Raw genomic sequence first — 26,043 nt, forward strand, 5'->3', positions numbered from 1 at the left:
CTTTAACACAGTTCATTCACCTCTCCCTTCATGACATGAGGAAGCCCAGATTCAATTAAATATGCAGAAGACGATTGCTTGGTTATGCTTTGATGTAAATATCCCAATAGTCTTTCATACGCAAAAACAATCTCACTTTTTGGTAACACCTCATTGAACACTTCATTTGAAACAATGATCAATATACTACATTGATCTCTTATGTTTTTAATATCTTCAAGAATAGCGTGATAAATCTGTTCTTGGTAACTTTCCTTTTCCCAGGCCCTTTCATCTATGAATAATTCATTATTCAATAGAGTCGTTAAACAATCTAATAAGATAACGTCGCCTTGCTTAAAATTCGGGCTTAACTTCCCTATATTTGTTGGACACTCCCAATTCGTCCAAGGAAGCTCACTAGAATTTCGGGTTTCCTTATGATGGGCAATTCGATCGAGCATTTCGGGATCTGTTGCCTTGCCACAAGCCAAATAATGTAGATTGCCATTAATCATTTTTGCATGATTTATTGCTATACTCTCAGCAAAGCTGCTCTTTCCACTTCGAACTCCTCCACTTATAAAAATTAGTTTTGATTCTTCCATTCCGAAAGTGCCTCCATTAGCTGGTTATTTTCGTTTTGCTTTCTGATCGCAAATCTTAACCAACGTCCATCTAGTCCAGGGAAATTCATCGTATGTCTTGGTACAAGTCCCTTTTTTAACAAATACTCGTATAATGGTGCTGCCTCTGTTATTGTTGGATCTTTTACGAGATAAAAGTTCACAGCCGATTCGGACATACAGAATCCATTCTCTTTATAAAAGTCTTTTAATCTATTGCGTTCCACATGAATTAATTGCTTCGTATGACGAATATATGATTCTTGAGATATACATTCAAGCCCTGCCTTTATTGCAATCGCATTCACACTCCAATGCGGTTTTAAAGCTGCAAGTTGTTGAATAACCTGAGGTTGGGCTACGCCGAAGCCCAATCTTAGACCAGCTATCGCAAACATCTTAGTCAATGAACGTAATACAATCAAATTAGGATATTGCTTTACTAAAGAAATATACGTTTCACTATCAACAGTAAAATCATAGAATGCTTCATCAATAATAATCGAGCATTGCGAGCGATATCCCTCTTCCACTAGTTCAATGATCGATTGCCGATCATATACAACACCTGTTGGATTATTTGGCGTACATAAAAAGATCGCATCATAATATTTAACTTTCGGCAATAGTTCCTCCATTTTTAGTTTCCAAATGCCTTCTTCTAAAACATGATGTTCAACTATACATTTCTGTGCAAGACAAGCTTGTTCATACTCACTAAAAGCAGGTTGAATAATTAAGATTCTTTTCCCTTGAAAAAGCTGAGCCACCAAAGCAATGATCTCAGCACCACCATTTCCAATTAAAATATACTCTTCTCCGATCCCTTCTTTTATTGAAATTTCTCGCTTCAAAATGGAGGCATGTGGATCAGGATAATCTTCCAATAGAGGAAACCATTCATGCCACTTTTCTCTTAAAATAGGGGGAGAACCAAATGGATTTACATTCACACTAAAATCTATTAGTTGTTGTGGAGTTGGGAGCTTTGTTGCCTGATAAACATATTTTGGGTTAGAACCATGAGGTGGCAATGTCAATAGTAATCCCTCCTATCCATAAAAATAGTGTAAAGAGAAGTACGGCACTACTCATAATCACTATCGTCTTTTTTATATGTACTGCCTTTAACGCTTCAAATGGCTGTCCCATCCGTGCACGATCCGATACAATCCCTTTATAATAATTCACGCCTCCTAACTGAATGCCTAAAATAACGGCAACAGCTGCTTCACACCAGCCACTATTAGGACTCGGATGTTTTTTAGCATCTGTCAAAAATAGTTTCCAAGCTGGTTTTAGATTCAAATACACAGGTTTACAAAAAAGGAGAATTATACATCCTGTTAACCGGCTAGGAATCCAATTGACCCAATCATCTAAACGGGCTGATGCCCAACCAAATTGTTCGTATTTTTGATTCCGATAGCCAACCATTGAATCACAGGTATTTATTGCTCGATAAATCATAGCTAATGGAGCACCACCTATTAGTGCCCAAAATAATGGAGCAGTTATCCCATCACTTGTATTTTCTGCAATTGTTTCGACCGTTCCCCTTACAATCTCTGATTCATCCAACTGCTCCGTATCTCTTCCTACAATATAGGACAATTTAGTTCTTGCTAATGGTAAATCCTTATTCATTAATGGCTCATACACTTCTAATCCAGCATCTTTCAATCCTTTTTGGGCAATGGTAGTGGCAATCATTAACGCTTCACCAATTACTCCCGCTAATGTATGCCATTGATGTAATAGAATCGTAATAGTTAGTGCAATTAAACCTGTTAATAACACAATTAAACTAAGCATGAAGACTCCTCTACCCTTACGATGATTTCCCTTATTTAAATGCTTAGTGAAAAAGGAAATCAATGAACCCATCCATTTTACTGGGTGTGGCCATTTCGGTGGATCTCCAATAAACCAATCAATGATAATTGCGATGGTTAGTGCACAGAGATGATGTAAAATCATTTGCTTTTCCTTTCGATAGATTTTTCAATGGCTTTTTTCGTACATTGATAAACATATGTACCAATTAACTGACCTAAAGGTGCTATTGAACCTGCGTATTGCAGTTTTTCACCGTTTTGAGTTGCTGCGATAAGGATACTATCTGTAGAGGTGCCCGTTGCAATCGTTCCTGTTAAAGGGTCCATTATTTTCATATCATGCAAACTCTTTACCTTCGCTTCAGTCGCTGTTGCAATCGCTTGAATATAAGCTTCCTCTGACAAATCTCCATTTATAAATATCCATATGTTAATGGTACCTGGTATGTAATTAGATGAATGATCGGTTCCTCTAGAGACATCTACCGCATTCCCCACTCCTGCTGTAACAACGATGAATAATGAGAAGCCCGTTCCCTCGACAAATTTCCAAATAGCATCCTCCATTTTTACGGCTGTCATCATGCCTACTGTAGACTCTAGAAGAAACCCTTTTTCTACTAGATATTGGGACATTTCCTCATAATGATTCTCACAATTATAATTCTTATCAACGTGACGATTAACAAAGGATTGGAACCAGCCAACTCCAGGATTTATGACAGCTGAAGACATTGTTTTTAATGGAATAGGAGATTCATAGACGAGAAATTCCCCTTCCTGTCTTAAATAATTTTCATTTAAAATCATTAAAGCATTCTCTGGTATACTTTCTGGTATTAAGGCAATTTGTGGTTTTGGTATAGATGGATGATAATGTTTATTTACCTTTGTAGAATATACGCGTTGAATCATTTCTTCCTTAATGACTTCATTAGGTAAACCCATTCGATCTAATTCACCTTGATCAAGAAGAAGCAAGCGATCACAGTATAGCGCTGTCAAATTTATATCGTGAAAAACAGAAATGACAGTCAACCTATTTTGTTTCGTCATCTTTTTAATCAAATCGAGTAATTCCTTTTGATAGGTTAAATCGAGATGGTTCGTTGGTTCATCTAATAATAAAACTTTTGGCTGCTGGGCAAGTGCTTGAGCAAGAAAAACCCGCTGCTGCTCCCCACCCGATAGCTCCATCAAAGATTTATGACGAAATGAAAGAATGCCAGTCTGAGCCATCGCCTCTTCAATGATTCTCTCATCTTCTGAACTCATTGATTGAAACAAACCTTTTTGATGCGCGTAACGTCCGAGAACAACAACTTCTTCTACAGTATAAGAAAAGGATTCACCTGTGAGCTGAGGAAGAACAGCGATTATGGTTGCCAATTCTTTAGGAGGATACGTCGAAAGCAGCTGATCTTTTAAGTGTATCGAGCCTTCTATCAAAGGTAATATCCCGCTAATCATTTTTAGTAACGTTGTTTTTCCACTGCCATTCGGACCTAGGATTCCAAAAAATTCACCTTCATGTACCTGAAAACTAAGGTCCTTAACTATTTTATGCCCATTATATCCTCCGGCTACATTTCGTATCGTTAACATACTCTACCCTCTTCTTCTTCGTTTACTATTCATTAAAATCCATGCAAAGACAGGAGCACCAATTAATGCGGTAATCACACCAATTGGAAGTTCTGATGGCTGAATAATCGTTCGTGACACTAAGTCTGCTATAATTAAAAACCCTGCTCCAAAGAGTAGCGATAATGGTAGTAATCCTTTATGATTAGGTCCACGAATAATCCGTATTAAATGAGGAATCACTAATCCAACAAAACCAATCGCACCTGAAACTGAAACGGCAGCACCAGTTAATATTGATCCAGCAATTAGAATAAGAAGCTTTCGCTTTTCAACATTTACCCCCAGATGTTGGGCACGTTCTTCACCTAATGACATCGCATTAAGCTCTTTCACATTCATTAATAATAATATTGAACCTATGAGAAAGAATGGAATAATAATATATACATAACTCCACCCTCGCATAGATACACTTCCAAGTAGCCAACCAATGATTTGTCTTAACTCATCGCCTGTTAAAGCAATGATTAGGGAAATAAACGAACTAAAAAATGAACTAAATATAATGCCAGTTAATATAATTGTTTCTACTTTCATTGATCTCTCAATTTTTTTTGCAAAAAATAAAACACTAAATATCGTAATAAATGAACCAATTATGCTCATTAATGGCAATGTAAGTATTCCGATGAATGGTATAGATAAATGAAAGAATAATGTTGCAACTGCTCCAACAGAGGCTCCAGACGACACCCCTAAAGTATATGGGTCTGCTAAAGGATTTCGAAGCAACCCTTGAAATGCCGCACCTGCAATCGATAATGAAGCACCAACTAGCCCAGCCAATATTACACGAGGCAGTCGAATATCTAAAACAATATTCGTATTCATCGCATCTATTTTATCACTTAATGGAAAGTGGAAAATAGCCGCTCCGATGATTTGGATGATATCCTTCATTGGCACCGTTACTGAACCAATGGAAATGCCTATTAAAATAGAAAAACTTAAAAAAACCACTCCAAATAGATAAGGAAAATAATTATTCTTCCGTAGATACCGAATAGTAATTGGCTTCTGCAGTCTCTTTCAACTCCTTTTAGTACATTTGAAAAAGGACTGTCTAAAAAGGAGACAGACCCCTATGCCTTTAGACAGCCCCTATTTCTATCAATCAATTTTCTTCTGTTTTGTTCTCTTTTCTTTTGCCGTCACGAAAAACCTTGGCACTTCGAATATATTCTACATCTTTTTTTCCTGATCGGTGATTAATTACTCTTGCAAGAGCAAAAAAATAGTCCGACAAACGATTCAAATACATTTGAGCGAGTGGAGGAACAATTTCTTCAGCTTTTGAGAAACTAACAACTAGACGCTCAGCACGTCTTGTAACTGTTCTTGCTATATGAATAGAAGCAGCCGCTTTTGTCCCACCAGGTAAAATAAAGCGTTCCAATTCAGGTGTACTGGCGATATACTCATCAATCTTCTCTTCAAGGTAATCAATCATGTCTTGTTGAAGCTTATAAGGACGTTTAGTTGATTTTGTCGCTAGATCCCCTCCGCAATCAAATAATTCATGTTGAATTTTTTCAAGATCATCAAGTACGTCAGAAAAAAGATCGGGATCCAATTCAGCCATCGCTTGTCCAACAAAACAATTCACTTCATCCACTGTTCCATAAGCTTGTACCCTTAAATCATCTTTATCTACTCTACCACCGATGATACTTGTTTGCCCCTTGTCACCTGTTCTAGTATAGATTCTCATAACATTTCCTCCTCACTCTTATCTCCACTTATTTAAATGTATCGGGATATATTGCCTTTGCCATTTCCTCTAAACCTTCCACAAGACGTGGACCTGGTCTTGACACTTTGTCAGAATCGACACTATATACTCGTTTATTTTTAATGGCGGATACTTCTTCCCACCCTTTACGGCTATAAGCTTGTTCTACTGCGTCCTTTACATAATAACCATATGTTATGATCATTACATCCGGATTTGCTTTAACTGCTGCTTCTTCCGAATATTTCGGCCATCCTTCTTCAGCAGCTGCAATATTTTTGGCGCCAAGCATTTCTAGCATTTCATTCATGAAGGTACCTGAACCTGCTGTATAAATATCTGGTGGAGCAGAGATTTCCATCCATACATTTGGTTGCTCCTCCTTGGAAATTCCTGCCGCCTTTTCTTTAATTTCTTCAACTTTTGCTTTCATTCCATCGACAATTTCATCCGCTTTTTCCTTTGTCCCAGTTGCTGCACCAATCATTTCAATCGTTTTATACGTATCTGCAAATGAGCTTGCATTATTGACGGCAATAACCTTAATTCCTGAATCCTCTAATTGCTTTAATCCATCCTTAGAATTATGAGCCTGTGAAGCATCAGCTAAAACAATATCAGGTTTTAAAGAAATTATTTTTTCAACATTGAATTCTTGTCCACCAACTTTTTCCTTTGACTGCGCCTGTTCGGGATAATTGTCAAAATCCGAGACACCAACAATTTCTTTATCTAACCCAAGGGCAAAGGCTGTTTCTGTATTACTTGGAAGAAGGGAAACAATTTTCTCTGGCTTCTTATCAATAGTAATTTCTTTATCGGTTCCATCCGTAATTGTTACGGGAAAAGCTTGGTCTTGTTGCTTAGTCTCCTGCTTATTATCACTTACTTTCTTTTCACTATCCTGCTGTGTACCACATGCAGCCAATATAAAAATTAGTAAAAAAATAGGTATAAATCTTAATAGCTTTTTCATTTGTAAACTCCTTTTTACATTTAAAATAGTCATAAAGATGGCCGTTTTCACAAAGATCCTTTATCCTCCATAATTAATGTAGAAGGAAAAAAACAATACATTTGTTCATATCTTTTATGAAAAAGACCTAAAAAAAACATCTCTAATAAAAGAGATGTCATATGTAAAACGGTATAATAGCAAATCATGCACGCTAAAAAACGTTTTCGTCAACACCCCCCTATCCTCGTAGGCAAACTGGTGCACTCAAAAAACAGGCAGGTCTCCTGGCTCATGATCATTGCTCCCTGTACCTTCCCTTATCCTTTAATGGATAAAGTGGATATTACAGTTTGCTCCCATTTACAGTGGCGGGACCGCGTTGGAATTACACCAAACTTCCCTTTTAAACCTTCACAAAGAAAGTACCTGTTTTCGTTGCAATATATTAAATTTTCAACCATTAACAATTATACAGGAAAGATATATGGATGACTATCCTGAAAAATTTTATGCTAATAAATGATTTACAGCACTACCAAACTCCCAGCACATCTAACATGACAACAAAAATTAAAATTGGTGCAACAAAACGTATGAGGAAATACCAAGCTTCGAACAGTCCTCTTTTAAGACCGCTCCCTTGTTTTAATTCCTCGTAAAGAACGGATTTCTTCACTTTAAGTGGTACAAAAATAGCGATAAGAAGGGCACCAAGCGGCATTAAAATATTACTAACGGTATAATCCATTAAATCGAAAAATGTTTTACCTAAAAGAGTAACATCACCTAACGCTCCGTATGAAAGGGCAGATGGAATACCAAAAATAAAGATGGCAATTCCGATGATCCATGACCATTTTTTACGTCCTTTTATATCCTTTTTAGTGATCACAGACACAATAATTTCAAGCATAGAAAAAGCTGATGTTAATGCCGCAAAAAGGAATAAAATTAAAAATGCTATAAAGAAAAGCATTCCAAGCGGTAACTGACTGAAGACTGTTGGAAGTACATTAAATAACAGTACAGGTCCTGCACCCGGCTCCAATCCTAAAGCAAATACTGCTGGAAAGATTGCTAAACCAGCTAAAAGTACAATGACTAAATTCATTACTACAATAGAAAAAGCTGAACGGGGTAAGCTTTGATTTTTCGGTAAATACGAACTATACGTCACCATTACTGAAACACCTACACTTAACGTAAAGAATGATTGCCCCATGGCTTCCAAGATCGTTTTTGAAGTTAATTTTGAAAAGTCCGGTTGCAGTAAAAAGGATATACCAGCCATTGCTCCATCTAAGGTAATTGAACGAATAACTAATAATATAAATAGTATAAATAATGCAGGCATCATAATCTTACTTGCTTGTTCAATCCCTTTTTGAACCCCTCTTGCAACAACAACAATCGTCATTAGAATAAATAATAATTGCACGATTAAACTAATAATTGGATCAGAAATTGTGTCCCCAAATACTTGTGTATATTGATCAGATGAAAGACCGTTTAACTGACCGGTAATCGCCTTGTATAAATAAATAATGATCCAACCACCAATGACACTATAGAAAGAAAGTAAAATAAAACACGCAATCATACCTAAAATTCCTATCCAGTGCCATTTCGCTTTTGGTGCTATTTTTCGATACGAATCCACTGCATTTTCTTGTGTTAATCGACCAATGGAGAATTCCGCTAAAAGCAATGGAAGTCCTAGTAATAATGTAAATAGAATAAAAATTAGAAAGAAAGCTCCTCCCCCATTTTGACCTGCGATATAAGGGAATTTCCAAATTGCTCCTAAACCTATTGCTGACCCTGCTGCAGCTAATATAAAGCCAAGCTTTGATGACCACTGTTCTTGCTGACTCACTCTCATTCTCCTCTCAGATGTAAACAACTATGTTTCCTATATTCTCGTTTGCAGTTGTCATTAAGGGGTCAGACCCCTTAATAGACAGCTACGATTTTGCTTTAAGCAAGTTTGTTTTTAAACCCCTTTAATTCATCCATAAATGTATGGAATTGCGGAATATCCATTTGCTGGGCGGAATCCGATAAAGCAACAGCAGGATCAGGGTGAACCTCAGCCATGACTGCGTCTGCCCCAATTGCTAATGCTGCTTTTGCCGTTGGAAGAAGCAAGTCTTTTCGTCCTGTTGAATGGGTAACGTCTACCACTACTGGTAAATGAGTTTCCTTCTTCAAAATCGGAACAGCTGAAATATCAAGGGTATTCCGAGTTGCTTTTTCGTACGTACGAATTCCCCGCTCACATAAAATAATTTGGTCATTTCCTTGTGAAATAATGTATTCAGCCGCATGAACAAATTCATCAATGGTTGCAGCCAATCCCCTTTTTAATAAAACAGGCTTATTTACTCTTCCAACTGCACGTAATAAATCAAAATTCTGCATATTCCTCGCTCCAATTTGGATCACATCAACATATTCAAGAGAGATTTCCACATCATTCGGATTGAGTATTTCACTAATAACGGCTAAATCATATTCATCCGCAACTTCACGTAATATTTGCAGACCCTCAACCCCTAAGCCTTGAAAATCATATGGAGATGTTCTTGGTTTAAAGGCTCCTCCACGCATTAATTTTATGCCTTGCTCCTTCATAGCTTCTGCAACTTGTCTTACTTGTTCCTTACTTTCTACTGCACAGGGCCCCATAATAAATGTTTGTAAGCCACTTCCTAATTTTTCTCCTTTAATATCAACAATCGTATTTTCTTGCTTCTTTTTCCGGGAAACAAGTAAAGCTTTTCGATTATCATCCTCCTGTAATTCAAGACTCGCTTTAAAAATCGTCTTAAAAATATGCTGTAGAGTCGTTGTTTCAAACGGTCCTTCATTCTGTTCTGCAATCATATCAAGAACCTCTCGTTCACGTACCGGATCAAATCGCTTTGTACCTTGTATTTTTTTCAACTGACCTATTTCTTGGACTACCTTTGCACGTTCATTTAGTAGGTGCAGTAGCTGTGTATTAATTTCATCCACCTTTTGACGTAATTGAACCATTTCATTGTTTCCCATTCTTCATTCCTCCTATTTTTCAAAATGTATTTAAAGGAACTGTCTTTGCTTTATAGACAGCACCAACTAACTACACAAAAAGTCCCTACTGGATATCCAGTAGGGACGATCAATTATCGCGGTACCACCCTAGTTGTAGATATGACTATCTACCACTCTTCATTGTTAACGATCTATTTGACCGTCTTTTCTTTTAGAAGATGTTTCATCTTTTTTAGAAAAGAAAGCTCCAGAATTGAAATTCATGTTTATCTTTGTACTGATTTCCACCAATCATCAGCTCTCTATAAAACAGGGAGATAAACACTACTTTACATCCTATCTTCGCTTATATTATTTGCTTATTATTATTTTTTTAATACAAAAAGTCCCTACTGAATAAATCAGTAGGGACGATATTATCGCGGTACCACCCTAGTTGTAGATCCAATTATCTACCACTCTTCATTGTTAACGATCAATTGACCGCCTTTTCCTTCATAAAGCATGACAACTTTATTATGAAAAAGTGCTCTAGGAGTGAAATTCATGTTTATCTTTGTACTGACTTGCACCGACCATCAGCTCTCTATAAAACAGGGAGATAAACAATACTATATTCCCTTCAATGCATGAATATTTAAGTATGGTTAGTATTATATAGCGAAATTTTCAAAACTGTCAATACCTTTTTTAAGTTTCAGTGTAGAATTCTTTTCTTGTAAAGGATTATAGTTTCGGATGTTCTGTCCCTGTTACCTTTGTTTTATATTGGCTAATTAAATGGTCTGGATCAGAATTCTCTCCCTCTAATTGTCTTAGACGCGCAGCCTTGTTTACTTGTTCATCTGCATGATAGCTAGACCGAACCATAGGACCTGCTTCACAGTGTTTAAAGCCTTTTTGAAGCGCAATTTCTTTCCACTTAGCGAATTCATCAGGATGTACATATCGTTCTACGCGCAAATGTTTTTTCGTTGGTTGAAGATACTGTCCGATCGTCATAATATCTACTCCATGCGCAAGTAAATCATCCATCGCTTCAAGTACTTCCTCATGAGTTTCTCCTAAACCAACCATAAGACTTGATTTAGTCGGAGTGTTTGGGCTTATTTCTTTAACCCTTTTCAACAATTCTAAAGAACGGTCATAAGTCGCCTTTGAACGAACACGTTTTGTTAACCGTCTAACTGTTTCAATATTATGATTAAAGATATCTGGTCCTGCATCCATAAGTGTATGTAAGCTTTCATAATCCCCCTTCATATCAGAAGGTAAAACCTCAACCGTACAAGATGGAACACGACGTCGAATCGCACGGATCGTTTCAGCAAAAACTGCTGCACCTCCATCAGCCAAATCATCACGAGCAACTGCAGTAACGACACAATGACGAAGTCCCATCACTTCTACTGATCTCGCCACTCTCTCCGGCTCATCCCAATCTAATTCAGTTGGCAATCCTGTTTTTACCGCACAAAAACGACAGCCACGTGTACAAGTATCCCCTAATATCATAAACGTAGCTGTTTTTCGAATGGCCCAGCATTCATGAATGTTAGGACATTTTGCTTCCTCACAAACAGTATGCAATCTTTCTTCACGCATCATTTTTTTCAAACCAGTATAGCTTTGATTCGTATTCAGTTTAATTTTCAACCATTCAGGTTTTCTTATGTACTCTTCATTTCTCGCCATTGATATTAACCCCTATCTTTGAAAAGTATATTTCTCACTTTCATACTTTGTCCGCATAAGTTCTTTTATTTCTTCTAACATCTGCTCATTCGGTTGATAGCTTGTAAATTCAATATCTAATCCTTTTTCGAAGCCTTTTTTAAAGGCATCTTTTACCTCTTCGAGTGACGTTTGACGTCCAAGAATCTGGTTAATCGTAACAGCTTTTTGTTCAAAAAGGTGTTTTGCTTTATTCTTCACCTTCTCATTCGGAAATGTAAATAAATCATATAATTGTTCAATATCCATTTCCATTGGAATCGAGCCGTGTTGTAAAATAACTCCCTTTTGTCGGGTTTGTGCACTTCCAGCTGCCTTTTTTCCTTCGATCTCCAATTCATACCACGAAGATTCTTCAAAACAAACGGCAGTACCGGTCTTTCCAATAGGTGCATTAGGAATAGCTAAATCAGCTTGAATTCCAAGATAGCGATATCCTTCAAGTATACCTTGTGATAGTACTCGGTAAGCCTCAATGATTGATGGCGACATTTTATCATGCTTCTCGCTTAGCACTACACTATAAGTTAGTTCTTTGTCATGTAAAACGGCTAGTCCACCAGTTGGCCTTCGCACAATTTCAACCCCAATTGCTTTCGCCTTATCAACATCGATTCTACCTACCGTTTTTTGAAAATGTCCTAGAGACAATGCTGCAGGCTTCCAACTATAAAATCGCAGAATAGGAGGAAGTAACCCCCGGGAATGCCAATCAAGAAGGACCTCATCCATCGCCATATTAAAGGATGGACTATTTTCACCTGAATCAATAAAATACCACTGTTCACTCATGATGCTTTCACCGCCTCAGCATAGTTAGATAAAACAATTACCTAATTTACTATATTGGAATAATATTCATCGTTTTCAATCAATTTTATGATAGCATTCAGAAGAAGATTGTCAACAACTTCCTAACTAATTACTCTATTATGAATATAATTCTAATTTTCTTTCAATTATCGGGTTAGAAACCTAAATAGATCCCCCTCACTCAACTTACTAATGTACTAGTTTTTATCCTTTTGCCCATCTAAATTCTCCAGATAATATCCATGACAAAAAATCCAGTCTAGTAATGTTTTTTACAAGGCTCTTTTCTGTGAAAATAAAACTCCGCCTTTAAGAATAATTTATTGAGTTTAAACTTGATTAAAATTGTGCAAGCTATAAATAATTTAATTTGGGCAATAGGAAAGCAGAGCTACCGAGTTTTTCGGTTTCTCGTTTAACTTTTCTGTTGTTTGTCTATAATGCTAATTTAAGTTGACTCGTGGTAGGGTTCCTTATTCTGAAGCATATGATAGACAATAGTTAGCATTCGATGTCCGATGGCAACGAGTGCTTTTTTCTTTCCCCTTCTTGCAGCTAGTGACCAATATTTGATTCCTAATCTTTGTTTCCGACTTCTTGAAACAGCCCACGCAGCCTCACACAATGCAGATTTAATATGAGGATTTCCTTTAACCGTTTTAGTGTTTTTTTTCCTTCCGGCACTTTCGTGATTTCCGGGCGACAATCCTGCCCATGATGCAAGATGTTTAGAGGTTGGAAATTGTCCCATATCTACTCCTATTTCCGCAATGATAACAGCTGCCGTGTCTTTCTTAATTCCCGGCATTGTAATCAGAAGCTGTACTTCCTCCTGATAGTTGGATAAAATGACGTCGATTCTTTTCTCGATATCTGATATTAATTCTTCTAAATTAACAATGTGCATCCAAGATTGCTTAATAAGAAATAGCTGGTGATCATTTAATGTTCCAAATAGTGAGTCGGTAATCAATTGCTTTTTATGGGCCATTCTTCCATGTATTTTTTGTTCGACATCTTCTTGGTCGATATAACCTTCATTCATGAGTTGTTCCAACAGTTTTCGTCCTGATACTCCAAATACATCTGAAATAACTGTGCTTAATTTGATATTTGAGGACTCTAGTACCTTTTGGATTCGGTTTTTTTCGGATGTCATGTGTCCAATCCATTTTTTTCTGAGGCGAGTCAAATCTCTTAAATTTCGAAAGTCTTCAGAAGGGACAAAACTTTTCTCTATTAAGCCATGTCTTAATAATTTAGCAATCCATTCAGCATCCGAAACATCTGTTTTCCTTCCAGGGACATTTTTAATCCTTTGAGCATTTGCCAAAGTAATATCAAAGAAATCCTCCAAGATATTGTATACAGGTTTCCAGTAGACGCCTGTACTTTCCATTGCGATGTGGGTTACTTCCTTCTCCTCAAGCCATTTAAGAAGATGAAACAGATCCTTCGTCAAAGTAGGAAATGTTTCGGTCTCCTTAATCAAGTCAGTTTCTGATTCTCCAAGAATGACACAGGCAACTATTGTTTCCGAATGAACATCTAGGCCTGCACATCGTTTGTGCAATGTTTCCATTTCACTCCACCTTCTGAAAATATTCCACAAACAGTGGAATGAATTTGAAATTAAACATTTTTCTGTTCGTAGTCATCTCTCGAAATGAGAGAGCTAACAATGGGTTGTGCACCAAATTCATTCCAACAGTTTTCTCAACAGGGTAAAACCACCAATAAGAGCTACGTCATATACTCACTGTTTGTGGTATCTACATTATGGGGCAGTGAACCCATTTTCATTCTGGGTTGAGAGCGAAAGATCATGAAAGTTTTCTCAAACATTGTTGCTATTGAAGTAAAGTTATAACGAATAAATATAGTCTGAGAATTGCTACACGTTTCATTTTACTGAGAAAGAGCTGCATTCCTCAAGAACCGCTAGAATCTTTTATTGAGAGTAAAAGCCGGCAGTTGGGCTTTTACAAAAGCAACAAACTATACGAAAACAGCCTTTTACAAAAACAGATTGCCTAACTTATGACAGACTTGTTCAGCTCCCTTCACATTGTTTGAAATAATTTCTCGGTCCTCTAAACCATCCATAATAAGACCAAGTAATGTCGATGTAACCGATCTATCAAGTTAATAAACGAATCTATGTTTTTCTTGCTATCCTATTTTTAATGATTTACAGTTATAGCTAATTCAATAAAAGAAAGGAAATCATAATGAAAGATATCCCATCTATTATAAATTTTAAAGATATCACGAAGGAAATGATGCCTCACTATTTTGACTTTGCTGCTGCTATTTATCGGATTAAGGAACTTTTAGCAAATGAAACAGGAATCGATTTTAACATGTATACTTCAAAAGAAGGAATTGAAGAGGAAATATGGGATACGATTGAATATGTCATACAATCAGATCCAAATGACATTCAAATCATTGGACATGTCTTTGACTGTTTAGAAACTGCAACGATTAAATACTCGAATTTTAATCAGGAGCACCAATTCAACATCATCCCCTCCTTAAATAATTCGGTCTATTATTTTCCAATGTATCAAGTAGCCTTTGCAAAGCTACCAATCTTTCAAAGTCATGAAGATTATGAAGAGGATTTTATTTTTGCTAATAATGATGAAAGTTTACTAGGGTTCTTTGATTATATTTATAAAAAACAAAAAGAATATATGAAGGATGCCATTACTATTTTCACAGATACTGATGATGGAATTGAAAGAGTAAAGGAACGAATTACTCATCAAGTAATGCGGGAAGATGTGATATTGGATGAAGAAATAAAAACTGAAATTTTCCGGTCAATCGATGAGTTCTTTATACATGGGGGTGAGTTTTTCAAGAAATATGATATTCCATATAAACGTGGGATTCTTTTGTATGGAAGTCCAGGGAATGGAAAAACGACTCTAGTAAAGTCGATTGCTGGAAGTATATCTGCACCAGTCGTTTATTGGCAAATAACAGAATATACGAATAGTTAATCCATTAAAGAGGTGTTTAATACGGTTACTAAAATGGCACCCATGACCTTAGTTATCGAGGATATAGACTCCATGCCTGAAGAGTCTCGATCTGTATTTTTAAACGCACTTGATGGTGCTTCTTCGAAAGAAGGAATTTTCCTAATTGGAACAACGAATTATCCAGAAAAAATTGATCCTGCATTAATTAATCGGGCCGGACGATTTGATCGTGCATACGAAATTACACTTCCAGATCAGCACACTCGAAGACAATATTTGATAAAAAAGAATATCCATCAATTTGTAGCTGAAGATGAGCTAGATCACTTAGTTAAAGAAACGAATGGTCTATCCATTGCACAATTAAATGAATTATATATGTCTATTGCCCTTCAATGGCATTATGAGCAGCAGGTAAACATTGAAAAAATACTGAGGGATTTACAGACAAATAATAGAAAAGCACTGCGAAACCATTGGGAAGAACGTTCAAGTGTTGGTTTCGGAATATAGTTGAATTAGATTGTCCAATAAGGGGAGCTCCCCCTTATTAGGACAACTAATTTTTAATAAAAGCTATTTTAGTATAGTTTGTTGCTAAAAAAATGAGATCGCGGTCTTTTTATAGTTTGCAGCTCTTTTCTTTGTGTTATGATGACTTGTCGATCTTCACTTTTTTTAATTAAACATTACCTAAAATGCACAATTTTAAGAAAAGAGCTTTAATATATAGAAAAAATTGTTTGTGTATTTGTAAAAGCCCTACTGCCGGCTTTTACACCTAGTAAAGAGATCGCGGTCTTTTTTATATTGTAGCTCTTTTCTCTGCAGTATGATGGACTTGTCGATTTTCAACCTTTTTTTATCGTTAAAACATTTCCTCATTAGCATCAATTTTTTGAGAAAAGAGCTTTAATATATAGAAAAAATTGTTGGTGTATTTGTAAAAGCCCTACTGCCGGCTTTTACACCTAGTAAAGAGAGCGCGGTCTTTTTTAGATTGTAGCTCTTTTCTCTGCGGTATGATGGACTTGTCGATTTTCAACCTTTTTTTATCGTTAAAACATTTCCTCATTAGCATCAATTTTTTGAGAAAAGAGCTTTAATGAAGAACTGTCGACGTATCTAGACGTTCTGAATGAAAGTCAACCACTTCACCATCAATATATATAAACTGATGATCATAAATACGATAATCATCCAACATTTTATGTAAGAAAAACTTCACATTTGCCATTCCAACATTCTCCGGATGAAGAATCCAAGATAGATCCTTCCAGTCCAAGATCCCTTCTTGAGTCTTAATAGGAGTGTGATATTCATAGGTTTCTGGCAATTCAGCGACAAAAGCATACATGCCACCAATATAACTTTCATTCACCGACCAGGTAACCGTTCCTTTATATGCTACATGACCGATATCAATTCCAGTCTCTTCCTTAATTTCACGAATAATTGCTGCTTCCGGCGTTTCACCCTTCTCTATTTTACCACCAACACCATTCCACACTCCCATCCATTCGGGCTTTTCACGATTAAGCATGAGGAGCTGATGACCTCTTTTAATAAAGCAAATCGTGTACTTATATTGCATAAACTTTCCTTCCTTTCGTCAGAATATATGATTGACCTACTATTTAAGGAATAAGATTCAATGCTTTTTTGTTTTAATCATTGCTGTTCGTCTAACCCATTACTTCCCTCTAAAAAACAGAAGCCTGTCCATATAGGAACAAGCTCCTTATTATTATAACATCCTATAATTGTTGACCATAATATTTATCAATCGTGAAGCCTCGTCCAAGAATTTCAGATGCATTAATAAATACAACAAAGGCCGTTGGAATTTCTTGTTGGAGTTTTTTCTTAAGGTAAATCGCTTCCACCTGTTCTGTAACACAAAGAATCATTGTTTTATTTTGATTTGAATATCCACCTACTGAACGAATCTTTGTTAAACCACGATCGATTTCATCACGAATCATTGATTGAACTTTTTCTTCTTCTTCTGTAATAATTAAGATTAATTTCGTTGCTGATGTTCGTAGTTGTACAAAATCGATTACTTTACTTGAAACATATATACACATTAAAGCAAATAAAGTCAGCTCTAGATTAAATACAATTAAGGATGCTGCTACAACAAGACCGTCTACAATTAATTGAGAATAGCCGCTTGATAATCCCGTGAATTTTTTAACGATCTGTGCAATTGCCGCAGTTCCACCCGTTGATCCATTTCCTTTATATACAATTCCTAGACCAATCCCAAGAACTATCCCACCATAAAGTGAACCTAAAAAAGGATTCGTTACAGTGATCGGGATATCTGTACTAAGCCATATAACAAATGGGACACAAAATGTACCAACTAATGTTTTCCCACTAAAATCTTTTCCCATCGTAATCCAACCAATAATAAATAATGGGATATTGATTAAAAATTGTGTATAGGCTGGTTCAATCCCATATACTTCATGCAAAATTGTACTAACACCTGATATTCCCCCTGCAGCAAGCTTTGAAGGTAAGAGGAACATGTTATAGGCTAAACCGACTAGTACCGCACCGATAATAACGAAAAAATATTCTTTTAACACATGTTTCGACTTATGCATTTCTTTCATCATTATGTCCTTTCTATGTAGCCAAATTTTATAATATAGATATAATTTCTATTTTTTATATAACTTATCTATTATATATTAATTTTTATATAAGTGGTCTGTCAATTTTACTTTTTATACTACTTTATCGTAATAATGTGCAGGTGCCCCTACAAGTAGAGAGTTCAAATGACGGATTTCTCCGAAGGTCCTACCCTAAACCACTTGCTGATTTTTGCTCTCAAACTGTTGACCTAACACACTTTGTACACTACAGTTATCCATACAAATATTTTAGAATTTTCATCGATAAAAATAGAGCAGATATATTGACTACCTGCTCACTAAAACATTAAGCTTTTGCTTTTTCTTCTAATAACTTCAATGCCGTCTGAATATCTACATCGTCGAAAAGATGTTTAGGGGTCCATGGGATATGTATATGTGGTTTAATACCTACTCCAGTCATTCCTTTTCCACTATCAATTCTTGATAACCTTGATGTTGGGTACCATAATTCAAATTCATCATGCCATTTCATTACGGCAAGATTAGCGTAGTCATTTAAACCTGCTGTAGATCGTCCAATAACTGTTACCTTAGAAGATCTTTTGCAAATTTCTACAAAGGAATCTCCTGAGCTACCGCAAGTGACATCAGTCATTACAATAATTTGTTCAGGGTTTTTTCTTCCTTGTATAATAGTATCCTCTAAATCAGACAAATCAAATTGAACAAAGCCCTTTCCTTTATTTTTTTTCCACTCCCTTAAAAAGATTTTTAATACTTTTTTTGTATACTCATCTTCCGTTGAAGCGATAGCATTTTTCATTTCGGCTATTTCAAGTTCACAGGATCGTTCTGTACAGTTGATGAGCATATATTCATCGTCTTCAGTATTTATATTCACTTCTCGATTCTCAAATATGTAGGGAAGCAATTGAAAATAAGAGGAGTCATTTCCCCCATAATTGACTCTCACATCAATAATTAATTTTCTACAATTTTCTAATGCTTCTTGATGCTGGTGCACTAACTGTGTAATTGCATCAGCATTAGCAAAGTCTGTTAAAGTCATAAGAAGGATTCCTTTTTCCAGCTCCTCAATCGTATATTGAGGTGTGTATTCATCCTTCTCATATTTTTTTAACTCCATCTGATAGGTATGCCCATTTCCATCCATTATTTCGCAAAATTGATATTTTCCAATTATAGAATTCCAGTTTTCCCTTTCCTGATGGTCCTCTATCAACTCTCTGCGGTGCTTTTCGACTAAATCGATAACCGGAACATTCCCTAATGACACAATTGCATGGCCTTTCTTTACTCTCATTTCCTTTCCGACATCTGTAATAAATAATTGATTCTCGAATCTTCTAACTTTAAAGCCAACATCATAACGGTTTTCTGCACTTTTTTTAGATGTTTTAAAAAACATATGCTGTTCCTTAAAATCAAGTAAATAATCTTGTACAATTTCTACAAATTTTTCAGGAGTTAATTCCTGTTTTTCCTCTAAAATACATATTTCATCAACATATTTTTCTGGATAATCCCAACCTTTTTTATCTTGACATCCGGAATAATCATGGCGACAAATCGAAACGATTTCTTTAAACATTTCACTATACATCGCTAACCCCCCCATCCTTAATTATAGATTTTCTCTACAACTGTGGAAATTCCTTTTATTCAAGTAAGATCGTAATTACTTTTTGCATTTCAGGTAGAATGGGAAAAATGTATTTTCAATAGTATTAAAACTTAAAATCAAAAAAGGAAAGGTAAATTCATACCCTCCCTAAAAAGACAGTCTCATTTATTCTACATAATACATAAAACCAATTGCTCCCGCACCTGTATGGGTACTAATAATTGGAGTCGTAAACTCAATATCTATATTTTCGTAACCAGTTGTTGTGAAAATTGCCGTTTTCAATTTGGCAACTAATTCGGATGCTTCAGCATGGGCTATTCCGATTTTCTTAATCGTCTTTCCCATTGCATCCTCAGCGAGGTTTTTCACCAAATATTTAACAACCTGTGCATGACTTCTAACATTTGCTAAAGGATGGTAGACCCCATTTTCTAATGATGCAATGGGTTTAATATGAAGCAAGGAACCAATTAGCGCTTTTCCTTTTCCTATTCTTCCACCTTTTACTAAATTATCAAGCTTTTCAACTACTACAAATAGCTTAGTTTTTGATCGAATGGTCTCCAATCTGTCTAGAATTTCCTCTATAGTCTTTCCATCTTCCGCCATTTGAGAAGCTTCAATGACTTGGAATGATAACGCTTTCGAAATGAAACGAGAATCAATCACTGTTACATTTGCCTTTGATAAGGCAGCCGCATTTTCTGCAGAGTTTACAGTGCCACTTAAACCATTTGACATATGAATCGATAATATATCGTACCCGCCTTCCCCTAATTTGTCATATAGCTCAAGAAATACACCAACTGGAGGTTGAGAACTCTTAGGAAGTTCTTGTGCAGCGTTCATTTTCCGAATAAATTCAGAAGGAGTTATGTCTACACGATCAAGAAAGTTTTCCCCATCAATGGATAAGGATAAGGGAACAACTTCAATTCCATATTTTTTTATCATTTCGTTAGACATATCAACCGTTGAATCGGTTACTATTTTAATTTTGGGCATTTCATGACTCCTTAAAAAATAAATTTAATAAAAATTTCACTAATTTTATTATATATCAGACATTAATGAAAACTAAATGGATTATTGCATCCAATTAAGGAGATTTCATCACAATTTATTAATAAAATCGATAAGTTGTACTTCTTTGGGTAGAATACGATATAATATCCAAATTACAATATAAGTTTGAGTGGTGATTACGCGTGGATATTAAACATTTACAATATTTTTTAGAGGTTGCAAAATACAATAGTTTTTCATTAGCTGCTGAACATTTATATATCACCCAACCAACTATTAGTAAAATGATTAAAAACCTCGAAAAAGAGCTAGGAGTTTCTCTGTTTGATCGTTCTAAAAAGAAGCTAACATTAACAGATGCTGGGCAAATCATTTTGGAACAAGCAAAGTTAATTGACCTTGCCTTTCACAATTTAGAAACGGAATTAGATAATCTTTTAGAGTTAAAAAAAGGACATATTCGAATTGGAATCCCACCTATTTTTGACGCACAATTTCTACTTCAACTAATCGGACGATTTCATGAAAAGTATCCTGGAATTACTTTTGAATTTGGAGAAGACGGTTCAAAAAAAATTGAAGAGGATGTTCACAATAATCATTTAGATGTCGGTGTTATCGTACTTCCAACGAATAATGAGCTATTTTTACATTTCCCTTTAATGGAGGAGGATTTAAAATTAATTATTCATCCATCACATCCATTAGCTCAGAAAACGGAGGTTCACCTAGTTGAACTAGCTTCTGAACCATTTATTTTATTTAATAAAGATTTTGCATTACATGACCGTATCATTTCTTCTTGTAACAGTGTAGGATTCAATCCCCATGTCATCTCAAAAAGTTCACAATGGTCTTTCATTGAAGAGATGGTTTCTTGGAATTTAGGAGTATCACTTTTACCTGAAAGTATTTGTCGACATTTAAGTAAAAATGTAAAGGCGATTTCGATAAAAAACCCTTCCATCCGCTGGGAATTAGCAATCATTTGGAATAAAAATCAATATCTTTCCTATGCAGCGAAAGAATGGCTGCAATTTACAAAAAAACACTTATCATAAATAATCAAGTATTTGACTGAATATACTTTTTTCTTCCTTTTATATTGTATCCTTCTTTCGCTGACATTTAGGTAGGCAAAGGGAGAAGCGGTTTCATTGATAAAAGCTATATTTCCAATGAAATTTAACCATTTTACTTCTCGTTATTTGGGGCGTACACTTATTAATGCTAGGAGAACTCCCATAAGTTTCATAGGATTTTCTTTATGAAAGGAAGCAGTAATATGAATGCAAAAAAAGTAAAAGAAAGTCGTATCGTAAATACTGCGCAAGTATTATCTTGCGATTTAAATAATTATAATACATTATTCGGTGGAATTTTGATGAAAAAATTAGATGATGCTGCAACATTGTCTGCCCGTAGACATTCAAGGGTAAAAGAATGTGTAACGGCATCCACTGACTCAATTGATTTTTTATACCCGATTCACCAAACTGATTCTGTTTGTGTTGAATCTTTCGTCACTTATACAGGTCGTACGTCAATGGAAATATTCTGTAAAGTAATTGCAGAGGATATCATGACTGGCGAACGTAGAATTGCTGCAACGGCATTTTTAACCTTTGTTGCATTAGATGAAAATAAACGTCCTGTTCCCGTTCCAGAAGTCATTCCAGAAACAGAAGAAGAAAAGTTTTTATACAATACAGGGAAAGAAAGAGCAGAAATACGTAGACTCAGAAGACAAAAGAGTAAAGAGCTCGCTGGTTATCTTAATGTAAATAAACCGTGGGATAATTAAGGAGGGAAATTTGCTATGTTGACACTGTCAAGTCTTGATGAACTGCAAACTGCAAAAGAGCGCCTTGCAAACTTACAACAATCCTTTCCTGCCCTTTTTGATCGCTTAGTACATGTGACAAATTTAACACGAGCACTAAATTTTAAATATCAATATATGGGATGCTTATTAATGGATGAAGATCCAGGCACTTCTTCTCCTAATTTTGTTCAAGCATCTGTGCTGCGTTTATACAAAAAAGAAGTTCAATTATTAAAAAATGATATAGATTTTGATAAACTAAAACAATTTTTTACTGAGTTCAAAGGCAATGGCTATGCAAAATTAAGCCTTCTTGCTCTCGGCATCGTTCCTGAATCATTAACTGGAGCACCCATTATTAAATAATTTAAGGCATAAAAGGTTATTCCCTTTTATGCCTTTTTTATATTTATTTATCACTTTCCTTTGGTTGAGTAAAGAAAAAGATAAATAAGATAATAGGAAGTGCTATTAGAAACGTCCCGCCTTTAGAAAGTTTAACCGTTGGTAGATCCGTTAAAGCCATACTTATCATTCCTTTTCAAGGTGTTTATTAAATCCTTATTCAGATGGAATCGATCGGAAATTACTTTTTTATATAAATGATAATCCTCTTTTATTTCAGAAAGTGAAGGTTCTGGTAATGGCAATCCCGTGATTGGACCTCCTACAACCAGTGAGAATTCTCTAGATCCTATAAAAACTCCCTCAACTGCTAAAGATGATTTAATCAGTAAAATGGAAATAAAAATATCGATGACGTCAACGAAAATAGTTGCTGTCTTATTTTTATTTACTCCTTCTATCCTTTGAGTACCAGTAATAGGACCACCTAATGATAAACGAAAGGCCTGAGGTGTAACAAACACTCCCCTAATAGTAATTTGTCCGGTGAGTAATAAAGCCGCTGTTGCAATATTAATATCTCGTTGAATAGTACGAATTACTTGTTTCTCTTTACTCTCACCAGTCATCATTATCTTCACACCCCTATCTCCAGCATATTCTTCCTAAGCTTTGATGTGATTCCATATAAGTCTCATTTTTTCGAGGTGAGTTTTTCCTCTTCTAAAGCGATAATTTTTTAATCTCTTTTTAGTATCGGGTTCGAGCTAAAGGAAGCCGGAGAGTCTATTTGGTCCCTATCATCTACAAAGCTTTGTGGGCTAACAAAAGTGCTTTCATCACCAAAATTTTGGCCATATCCCTGTGATTTTTTATCTGAATTATTCCAGTCTGCTAATAGATTTTGCCCTATATTAACCGCTGAAGCATTCTCAAAGGAATTAATCTTTAACATAAAAATATTGATATTTACAGATGCTCCTTTCACATTGTTCCCTCCTTATTATGATAATTATTACTTTGGTAAGAGAAAGATTTCCTTCCAAATATATTACTCTTCCTCAACATTTATGAAGTTAGTTATTTATAATGAAGAATTAAAGGTGCATGAAGAAAATGATTGATTAATAAGATATATAGATGAGATTAGAAATGATTTAGGATCATTCATCAGTTCCTGTTCAATATCATATAAGCAAGGAGGTATACCTGTGGACATAGATAAATTAAAGCAATGGATGGATATTTCACAAAAATATCAAAACGGGAACTTTTGGGATATGATTTTCGACCAAATTTCTAAAGATCCTTCTCAAAATGAAGCAAACAGTAAACCTCCTACACCAAATGCTCGCTCTACTAGTACCTATCCATTAGTGGATATCTATCTTACTGATACACAAATCATTGTGATCATTGAACTACCTGGCTATAAACGAGAGGATGTTTCCTTATCACTAGCAGGAAATATTCTAGTAGTAAAAGGAACAAGTCGATTACCGTTACTGAACCCTATTGTTATACAAAATGAAAGAAAATATGGTGCTTTTGAGAGGAAAATAGAACTTCCTGAACCAACAAAAGCCTCAGAATTATATGCAAAGTTCGAAAGTGGTCTCCTGATAGTAACTTATATGAGAAAATACTCAAGCGAGGAACAAATTCCAATTTCTTAAAAAGTTTCTATATAAGTCTAAAAAAAAGTGTGGGGAAAAATATGGCTATAAAAGGATTATTCAATCACAGTGAAAAAAATGAAGACATCGATATACTTAAAGAAAAAATTAAGCGTTTAGAAGAGAAAATAAAAAAAATCAACACATTAGAGGTTCAAATAAAGAGATTTATCAAATTAGAACCTGAGTTACAAAAGCAAATATATTCTTATAAACAAACTGATAAGAAAACACCTCAACCTAAGGCTGACCACGTCCCCCAACAAAATCAAGTTGATACTCAACGTTCTATACAGACATTAGAAAATAAAATTTTCTCGAAAATGAAAAAATATATTGACCAAGAGTTGATGCCACTTAAAACTCAAATCAATCATCTAGAAAACCTATTTAATAGAATGGAAGAAAATTACGAATCCCTGCAATCAATAACCGAGCACTTGTCACAAGCCATACACATACTTGAAAATCGTCCCCCCGATCCCCCACAAAGGCCTGAAAATGAACAACAAATTGTGATACAAAAAGTAAATATTGAAAAAATTTTATTAGATAAGTATGAACAAACAAATAATTTTGGACAACTTGATATTAAAAATATTAGTGGGCAATTAAATATTGGAGCAACCTATGGAAAAGGTGTGATACCAGCAGAATTGGTGGAAAATTTAATGGAAAATCTTAATGAAAATAAAAATATGGACAATATACATACATCAGATGAATCTAGCAGCGAAAGTGTCGATGAATCATCCGAAGAGGAAAGCACAGATTATGGAAACTTTGAAGATATTCCTAATAAGTAAGATCAAAGGGAGGTAGCCATTATTCCCTTTATTATTTTGAAAAAATTACTTTTCAAAATAATCTCTAAACTGGATGGTAATGGTTATACTTTATTAATATTGTTTTCCATTATAATAAAAAATAGATTATACTGTCTATAATAAACGACAAGGAGGAAAATGTTTTATGACCGAGTCCAATCAATTAGAACCAAATCAAACTCCCAAAAAGAAAATTAGCCTACAAGAAGCAATGAAACAAAAACTCGAAAATAAAAAAAATCAGTCAAATTCTAGTAAAACAAATACAAATACACTTCCAACGACTAAAAAAATGAAAAGTCAACAAACGAAGAAAACGAATAATCAAAGGAGAAGAACTGGAGTATAAATGAACGGAAAAAACCGTAACGACATTAATGCTGGAATGACAGTAGAAATTGTCCTTAAAAAGGATCAAAGGACTGGAAAAACAACGTGTGGAGTCGTCAAAGACATATTGACCAATTCAAGCTACCATCCTCATGGAATTAAGGTAAGATTAACTGATGGTCAAGTTGGAAGAGTCAAAGAAATAAGGGTAAGACCCCATTAACAAATTGATGGTGGTCTTACCCTTATTTTTTTAAAGAAGCCTCTTTTTATCAAACATTGTTGCTATTTAAGTAAAGTTATAACTAATAAATATCGACTGAGGATCGCTACATGGTTCATTTTACTGATAAAAGAGCTGCAATCTCCATAAAAACCGCTAGAATCCTTTATTA

25 protein-coding genes, 1 pseudogene, 1 riboswitch and 2 other annotated features are annotated in these 26,043 nt (G+C 35.3%); of the genes and pseudogenes, 8 read left to right on the plus strand and 18 right to left on the minus strand.

The genetic code is table 11. The features are described from left to right. Positions 1 to 2: 2 nt before the first annotated feature. The 12 genes from MHI39_RS21785 to MHI39_RS21840 all read right to left on the minus strand — a co-directional run bounded on the left by MHI39_RS21785 (position 3) and on the right by MHI39_RS21840 (position 13,945). The gene (locus MHI39_RS21785; RefSeq protein WP_058006182.1) at positions 3 to 587 is read right to left on the minus strand and encodes a bifunctional adenosylcobinamide kinase/adenosylcobinamide-phosphate guanylyltransferase; all 585 of its coding nucleotides are present in this window, start codon (positions 585 to 587) and stop codon (positions 3 to 5) included. After that, positions 569 to 1,645, minus strand: a complete 1,077-nt coding sequence (gene cobD / locus MHI39_RS21790) for a threonine-phosphate decarboxylase CobD (RefSeq protein WP_342540214.1) — start codon at positions 1,643 to 1,645, stop codon at positions 569 to 571. Before cobD ends, MHI39_RS21785 begins: the two co-directional genes overlap by 19 nt. After that, positions 1,620 to 2,585, minus strand: a complete 966-nt coding sequence (gene cbiB / locus MHI39_RS21795; protein ID WP_342540215.1) for an adenosylcobinamide-phosphate synthase CbiB — start codon at positions 2,583 to 2,585, stop codon at positions 1,620 to 1,622. The genes cobD and cbiB overlap by 26 nt, the downstream gene beginning before the upstream one ends. After that, the gene (locus tag MHI39_RS21800) at positions 2,582 to 4,048 is read right to left on the minus strand and encodes an adenosylcobinamide amidohydrolase (RefSeq protein WP_058006185.1); all 1,467 of its coding nucleotides are present in this window, start codon (positions 4,046 to 4,048) and stop codon (positions 2,582 to 2,584) included. The genes cbiB and MHI39_RS21800 overlap by 4 nt, the downstream gene beginning before the upstream one ends. A gap of 3 nt (positions 4,049 to 4,051) precedes the next feature. Beyond that, positions 4,052 to 5,101, minus strand: a complete 1,050-nt coding sequence (locus MHI39_RS21805) for an iron ABC transporter permease (RefSeq protein ID WP_058006186.1) — start codon at positions 5,099 to 5,101, stop codon at positions 4,052 to 4,054. A 103-nt stretch (positions 5,102 to 5,204) separates the two neighbouring features. Beyond that, positions 5,205 to 5,801 (minus strand): cob(I)yrinic acid a,c-diamide adenosyltransferase, encoded by a 597-nt coding sequence (locus MHI39_RS21810; protein ID WP_058006187.1) that lies wholly within the window; start codon positions 5,799 to 5,801, stop codon positions 5,205 to 5,207. A 28-nt stretch (positions 5,802 to 5,829) separates the two neighbouring features. Further along, on the minus strand, positions 5,830 to 6,798 hold the full coding sequence (locus MHI39_RS21815) for an ABC transporter substrate-binding protein (protein WP_251346142.1): 969 nt from the start codon (positions 6,796 to 6,798) through the stop codon (positions 5,830 to 5,832). Positions 6,799 to 7,036: 238 nt separating this feature from the next. Further along, a riboswitch (cobalamin riboswitch) is annotated at positions 7,037 to 7,225 on the minus strand. An 87-nt stretch (positions 7,226 to 7,312) separates the two neighbouring features. Beyond that, positions 7,313 to 8,662, minus strand: a complete 1,350-nt coding sequence (locus MHI39_RS21820; RefSeq protein ID WP_083498488.1) for a sodium-dependent transporter — start codon at positions 8,660 to 8,662, stop codon at positions 7,313 to 7,315. A gap of 95 nt (positions 8,663 to 8,757) precedes the next feature. Beyond that, on the minus strand, positions 8,758 to 9,834 hold the full coding sequence (locus MHI39_RS21825) for a bifunctional 3-deoxy-7-phosphoheptulonate synthase/chorismate mutase (RefSeq protein WP_058006190.1): 1,077 nt from the start codon (positions 9,832 to 9,834) through the stop codon (positions 8,758 to 8,760). A gap of 98 nt (positions 9,835 to 9,932) precedes the next feature. Further along, positions 9,933 to 10,168: a binding site (T-box leader), on the minus strand. Between the two features lie 51 nt (positions 10,169 to 10,219). Then, positions 10,220 to 10,451: a binding site (T-box leader), on the minus strand. 91 nt (positions 10,452 to 10,542) lie between these two features. Then, positions 10,543 to 11,511 (minus strand): lipoyl synthase, encoded by a 969-nt coding sequence (gene lipA, locus MHI39_RS21830; protein WP_342540216.1) that lies wholly within the window; start codon positions 11,509 to 11,511, stop codon positions 10,543 to 10,545. A gap of 12 nt (positions 11,512 to 11,523) precedes the next feature. Beyond that, positions 11,524 to 12,345, minus strand: coding sequence for a lipoate--protein ligase family protein (locus MHI39_RS21835; protein WP_139254994.1), 822 nt, complete (start codon positions 12,343 to 12,345; stop codon positions 11,524 to 11,526). Between the two features lie 466 nt (positions 12,346 to 12,811). Further along, complete coding sequence (locus tag MHI39_RS21840) at positions 12,812 to 13,945, minus strand: IS110 family transposase (RefSeq protein WP_259544588.1); 1,134 nt, start codon at positions 13,943 to 13,945, stop codon at positions 12,812 to 12,814. A gap of 781 nt (positions 13,946 to 14,726) precedes the next feature. On the opposite strand from MHI39_RS21840, the pseudogene MHI39_RS21845 reads away from it, so the two are divergent. After that, positions 14,727 to 15,869: pseudogene (locus tag MHI39_RS21845) on the plus strand (ATP-binding protein). Positions 15,870 to 16,458: 589 nt separating this feature from the next. Here MHI39_RS21845 and MHI39_RS21850 read toward each other — a convergent pair. The 4 genes from MHI39_RS21850 to MHI39_RS21865 form a co-directional block, all read right to left on the minus strand. Beyond that, positions 16,459 to 16,950: an 8-oxo-dGTP diphosphatase gene (locus tag MHI39_RS21850; protein ID WP_180211497.1), complete on the minus strand. Its 492-nt coding sequence runs from the start codon at positions 16,948 to 16,950 to the stop codon at positions 16,459 to 16,461. A gap of 163 nt (positions 16,951 to 17,113) precedes the next feature. Then, complete coding sequence (locus MHI39_RS21855; RefSeq protein WP_342541478.1) at positions 17,114 to 17,983, minus strand: YitT family protein; 870 nt, start codon at positions 17,981 to 17,983, stop codon at positions 17,114 to 17,116. Between the two features lie 331 nt (positions 17,984 to 18,314). Continuing rightward, complete coding sequence (locus MHI39_RS21860; protein ID WP_342540217.1) at positions 18,315 to 19,595, minus strand: S41 family peptidase; 1,281 nt, start codon at positions 19,593 to 19,595, stop codon at positions 18,315 to 18,317. 186 nt (positions 19,596 to 19,781) lie between these two features. Next, positions 19,782 to 20,624: a DegV family protein gene (locus MHI39_RS21865; protein ID WP_058006196.1), complete on the minus strand. Its 843-nt coding sequence runs from the start codon at positions 20,622 to 20,624 to the stop codon at positions 19,782 to 19,784. A 203-nt stretch (positions 20,625 to 20,827) separates the two neighbouring features. Here MHI39_RS21865 and MHI39_RS21870 point away from each other — a divergent pair, with 203 nt between their 5' ends. The 3 genes from MHI39_RS21870 to MHI39_RS21880 all read left to right on the plus strand — a co-directional run bounded on the left by MHI39_RS21870 (position 20,828) and on the right by MHI39_RS21880 (position 22,836). Next, positions 20,828 to 21,706: a LysR family transcriptional regulator gene (locus MHI39_RS21870; protein WP_058006197.1), complete on the plus strand. Its 879-nt coding sequence runs from the start codon at positions 20,828 to 20,830 to the stop codon at positions 21,704 to 21,706. 224 nt (positions 21,707 to 21,930) lie between these two features. Further along, positions 21,931 to 22,449, plus strand: a complete 519-nt coding sequence (locus MHI39_RS21875) for an acyl-CoA thioesterase (RefSeq protein ID WP_058006198.1) — start codon at positions 21,931 to 21,933, stop codon at positions 22,447 to 22,449. A gap of 15 nt (positions 22,450 to 22,464) precedes the next feature. Beyond that, the gene (locus MHI39_RS21880; RefSeq protein WP_342540218.1) at positions 22,465 to 22,836 is read left to right on the plus strand and encodes a hypothetical protein; all 372 of its coding nucleotides are present in this window, start codon (positions 22,465 to 22,467) and stop codon (positions 22,834 to 22,836) included. Positions 22,837 to 22,967: 131 nt separating this feature from the next. Here MHI39_RS21880 and MHI39_RS21885 read toward each other — a convergent pair whose 3' ends face one another. Together MHI39_RS21885 and MHI39_RS21890 are read right to left on the minus strand one after the other, a co-directional pair. Beyond that, positions 22,968 to 23,447, minus strand: a complete 480-nt coding sequence (locus MHI39_RS21885) for a hypothetical protein (RefSeq protein ID WP_342541479.1) — start codon at positions 23,445 to 23,447, stop codon at positions 22,968 to 22,970. A 107-nt stretch (positions 23,448 to 23,554) separates the two neighbouring features. Further along, positions 23,555 to 23,770: a hypothetical protein gene (locus MHI39_RS21890; RefSeq protein WP_058006214.1), complete on the minus strand. Its 216-nt coding sequence runs from the start codon at positions 23,768 to 23,770 to the stop codon at positions 23,555 to 23,557. A gap of 256 nt (positions 23,771 to 24,026) precedes the next feature. On the opposite strand from MHI39_RS21890, the gene MHI39_RS21895 reads away from it, so the two are divergent. The 4 genes from MHI39_RS21895 to MHI39_RS21910 all read left to right on the plus strand — a co-directional run bounded on the left by MHI39_RS21895 (position 24,027) and on the right by MHI39_RS21910 (position 25,871). Continuing rightward, entirely contained in the window at positions 24,027 to 24,491 is a 465-nt protein-coding gene (locus tag MHI39_RS21895) for an Hsp20/alpha crystallin family protein (RefSeq protein ID WP_058006201.1), read from the plus strand. A gap of 41 nt (positions 24,492 to 24,532) precedes the next feature. After that, positions 24,533 to 25,297 carry a hypothetical protein gene (locus MHI39_RS21900; RefSeq protein WP_342540219.1) on the plus strand — a complete coding sequence of 255 codons (765 nt, stop codon included), beginning with the start codon at positions 24,533 to 24,535 and terminating at the stop codon, positions 25,295 to 25,297. A gap of 166 nt (positions 25,298 to 25,463) precedes the next feature. Continuing rightward, positions 25,464 to 25,667 carry a hypothetical protein gene (locus MHI39_RS21905; protein ID WP_058006203.1) on the plus strand — a complete coding sequence of 68 codons (204 nt, stop codon included), beginning with the start codon at positions 25,464 to 25,466 and terminating at the stop codon, positions 25,665 to 25,667. Next, complete coding sequence (locus MHI39_RS21910) at positions 25,668 to 25,871, plus strand: YwbE family protein (protein ID WP_058006204.1); 204 nt, start codon at positions 25,668 to 25,670, stop codon at positions 25,869 to 25,871. It abuts the gene before it with no gap. Positions 25,872 to 26,043: the final 172 nt, after the last annotated feature.

It is taken from the genome of Heyndrickxia sp. FSL K6-6286 (assembly GCF_038630395.1).
GTDB lineage: Bacteria > Bacillota > Bacilli > Bacillales > Bacillaceae_C > Heyndrickxia > Heyndrickxia oleronia.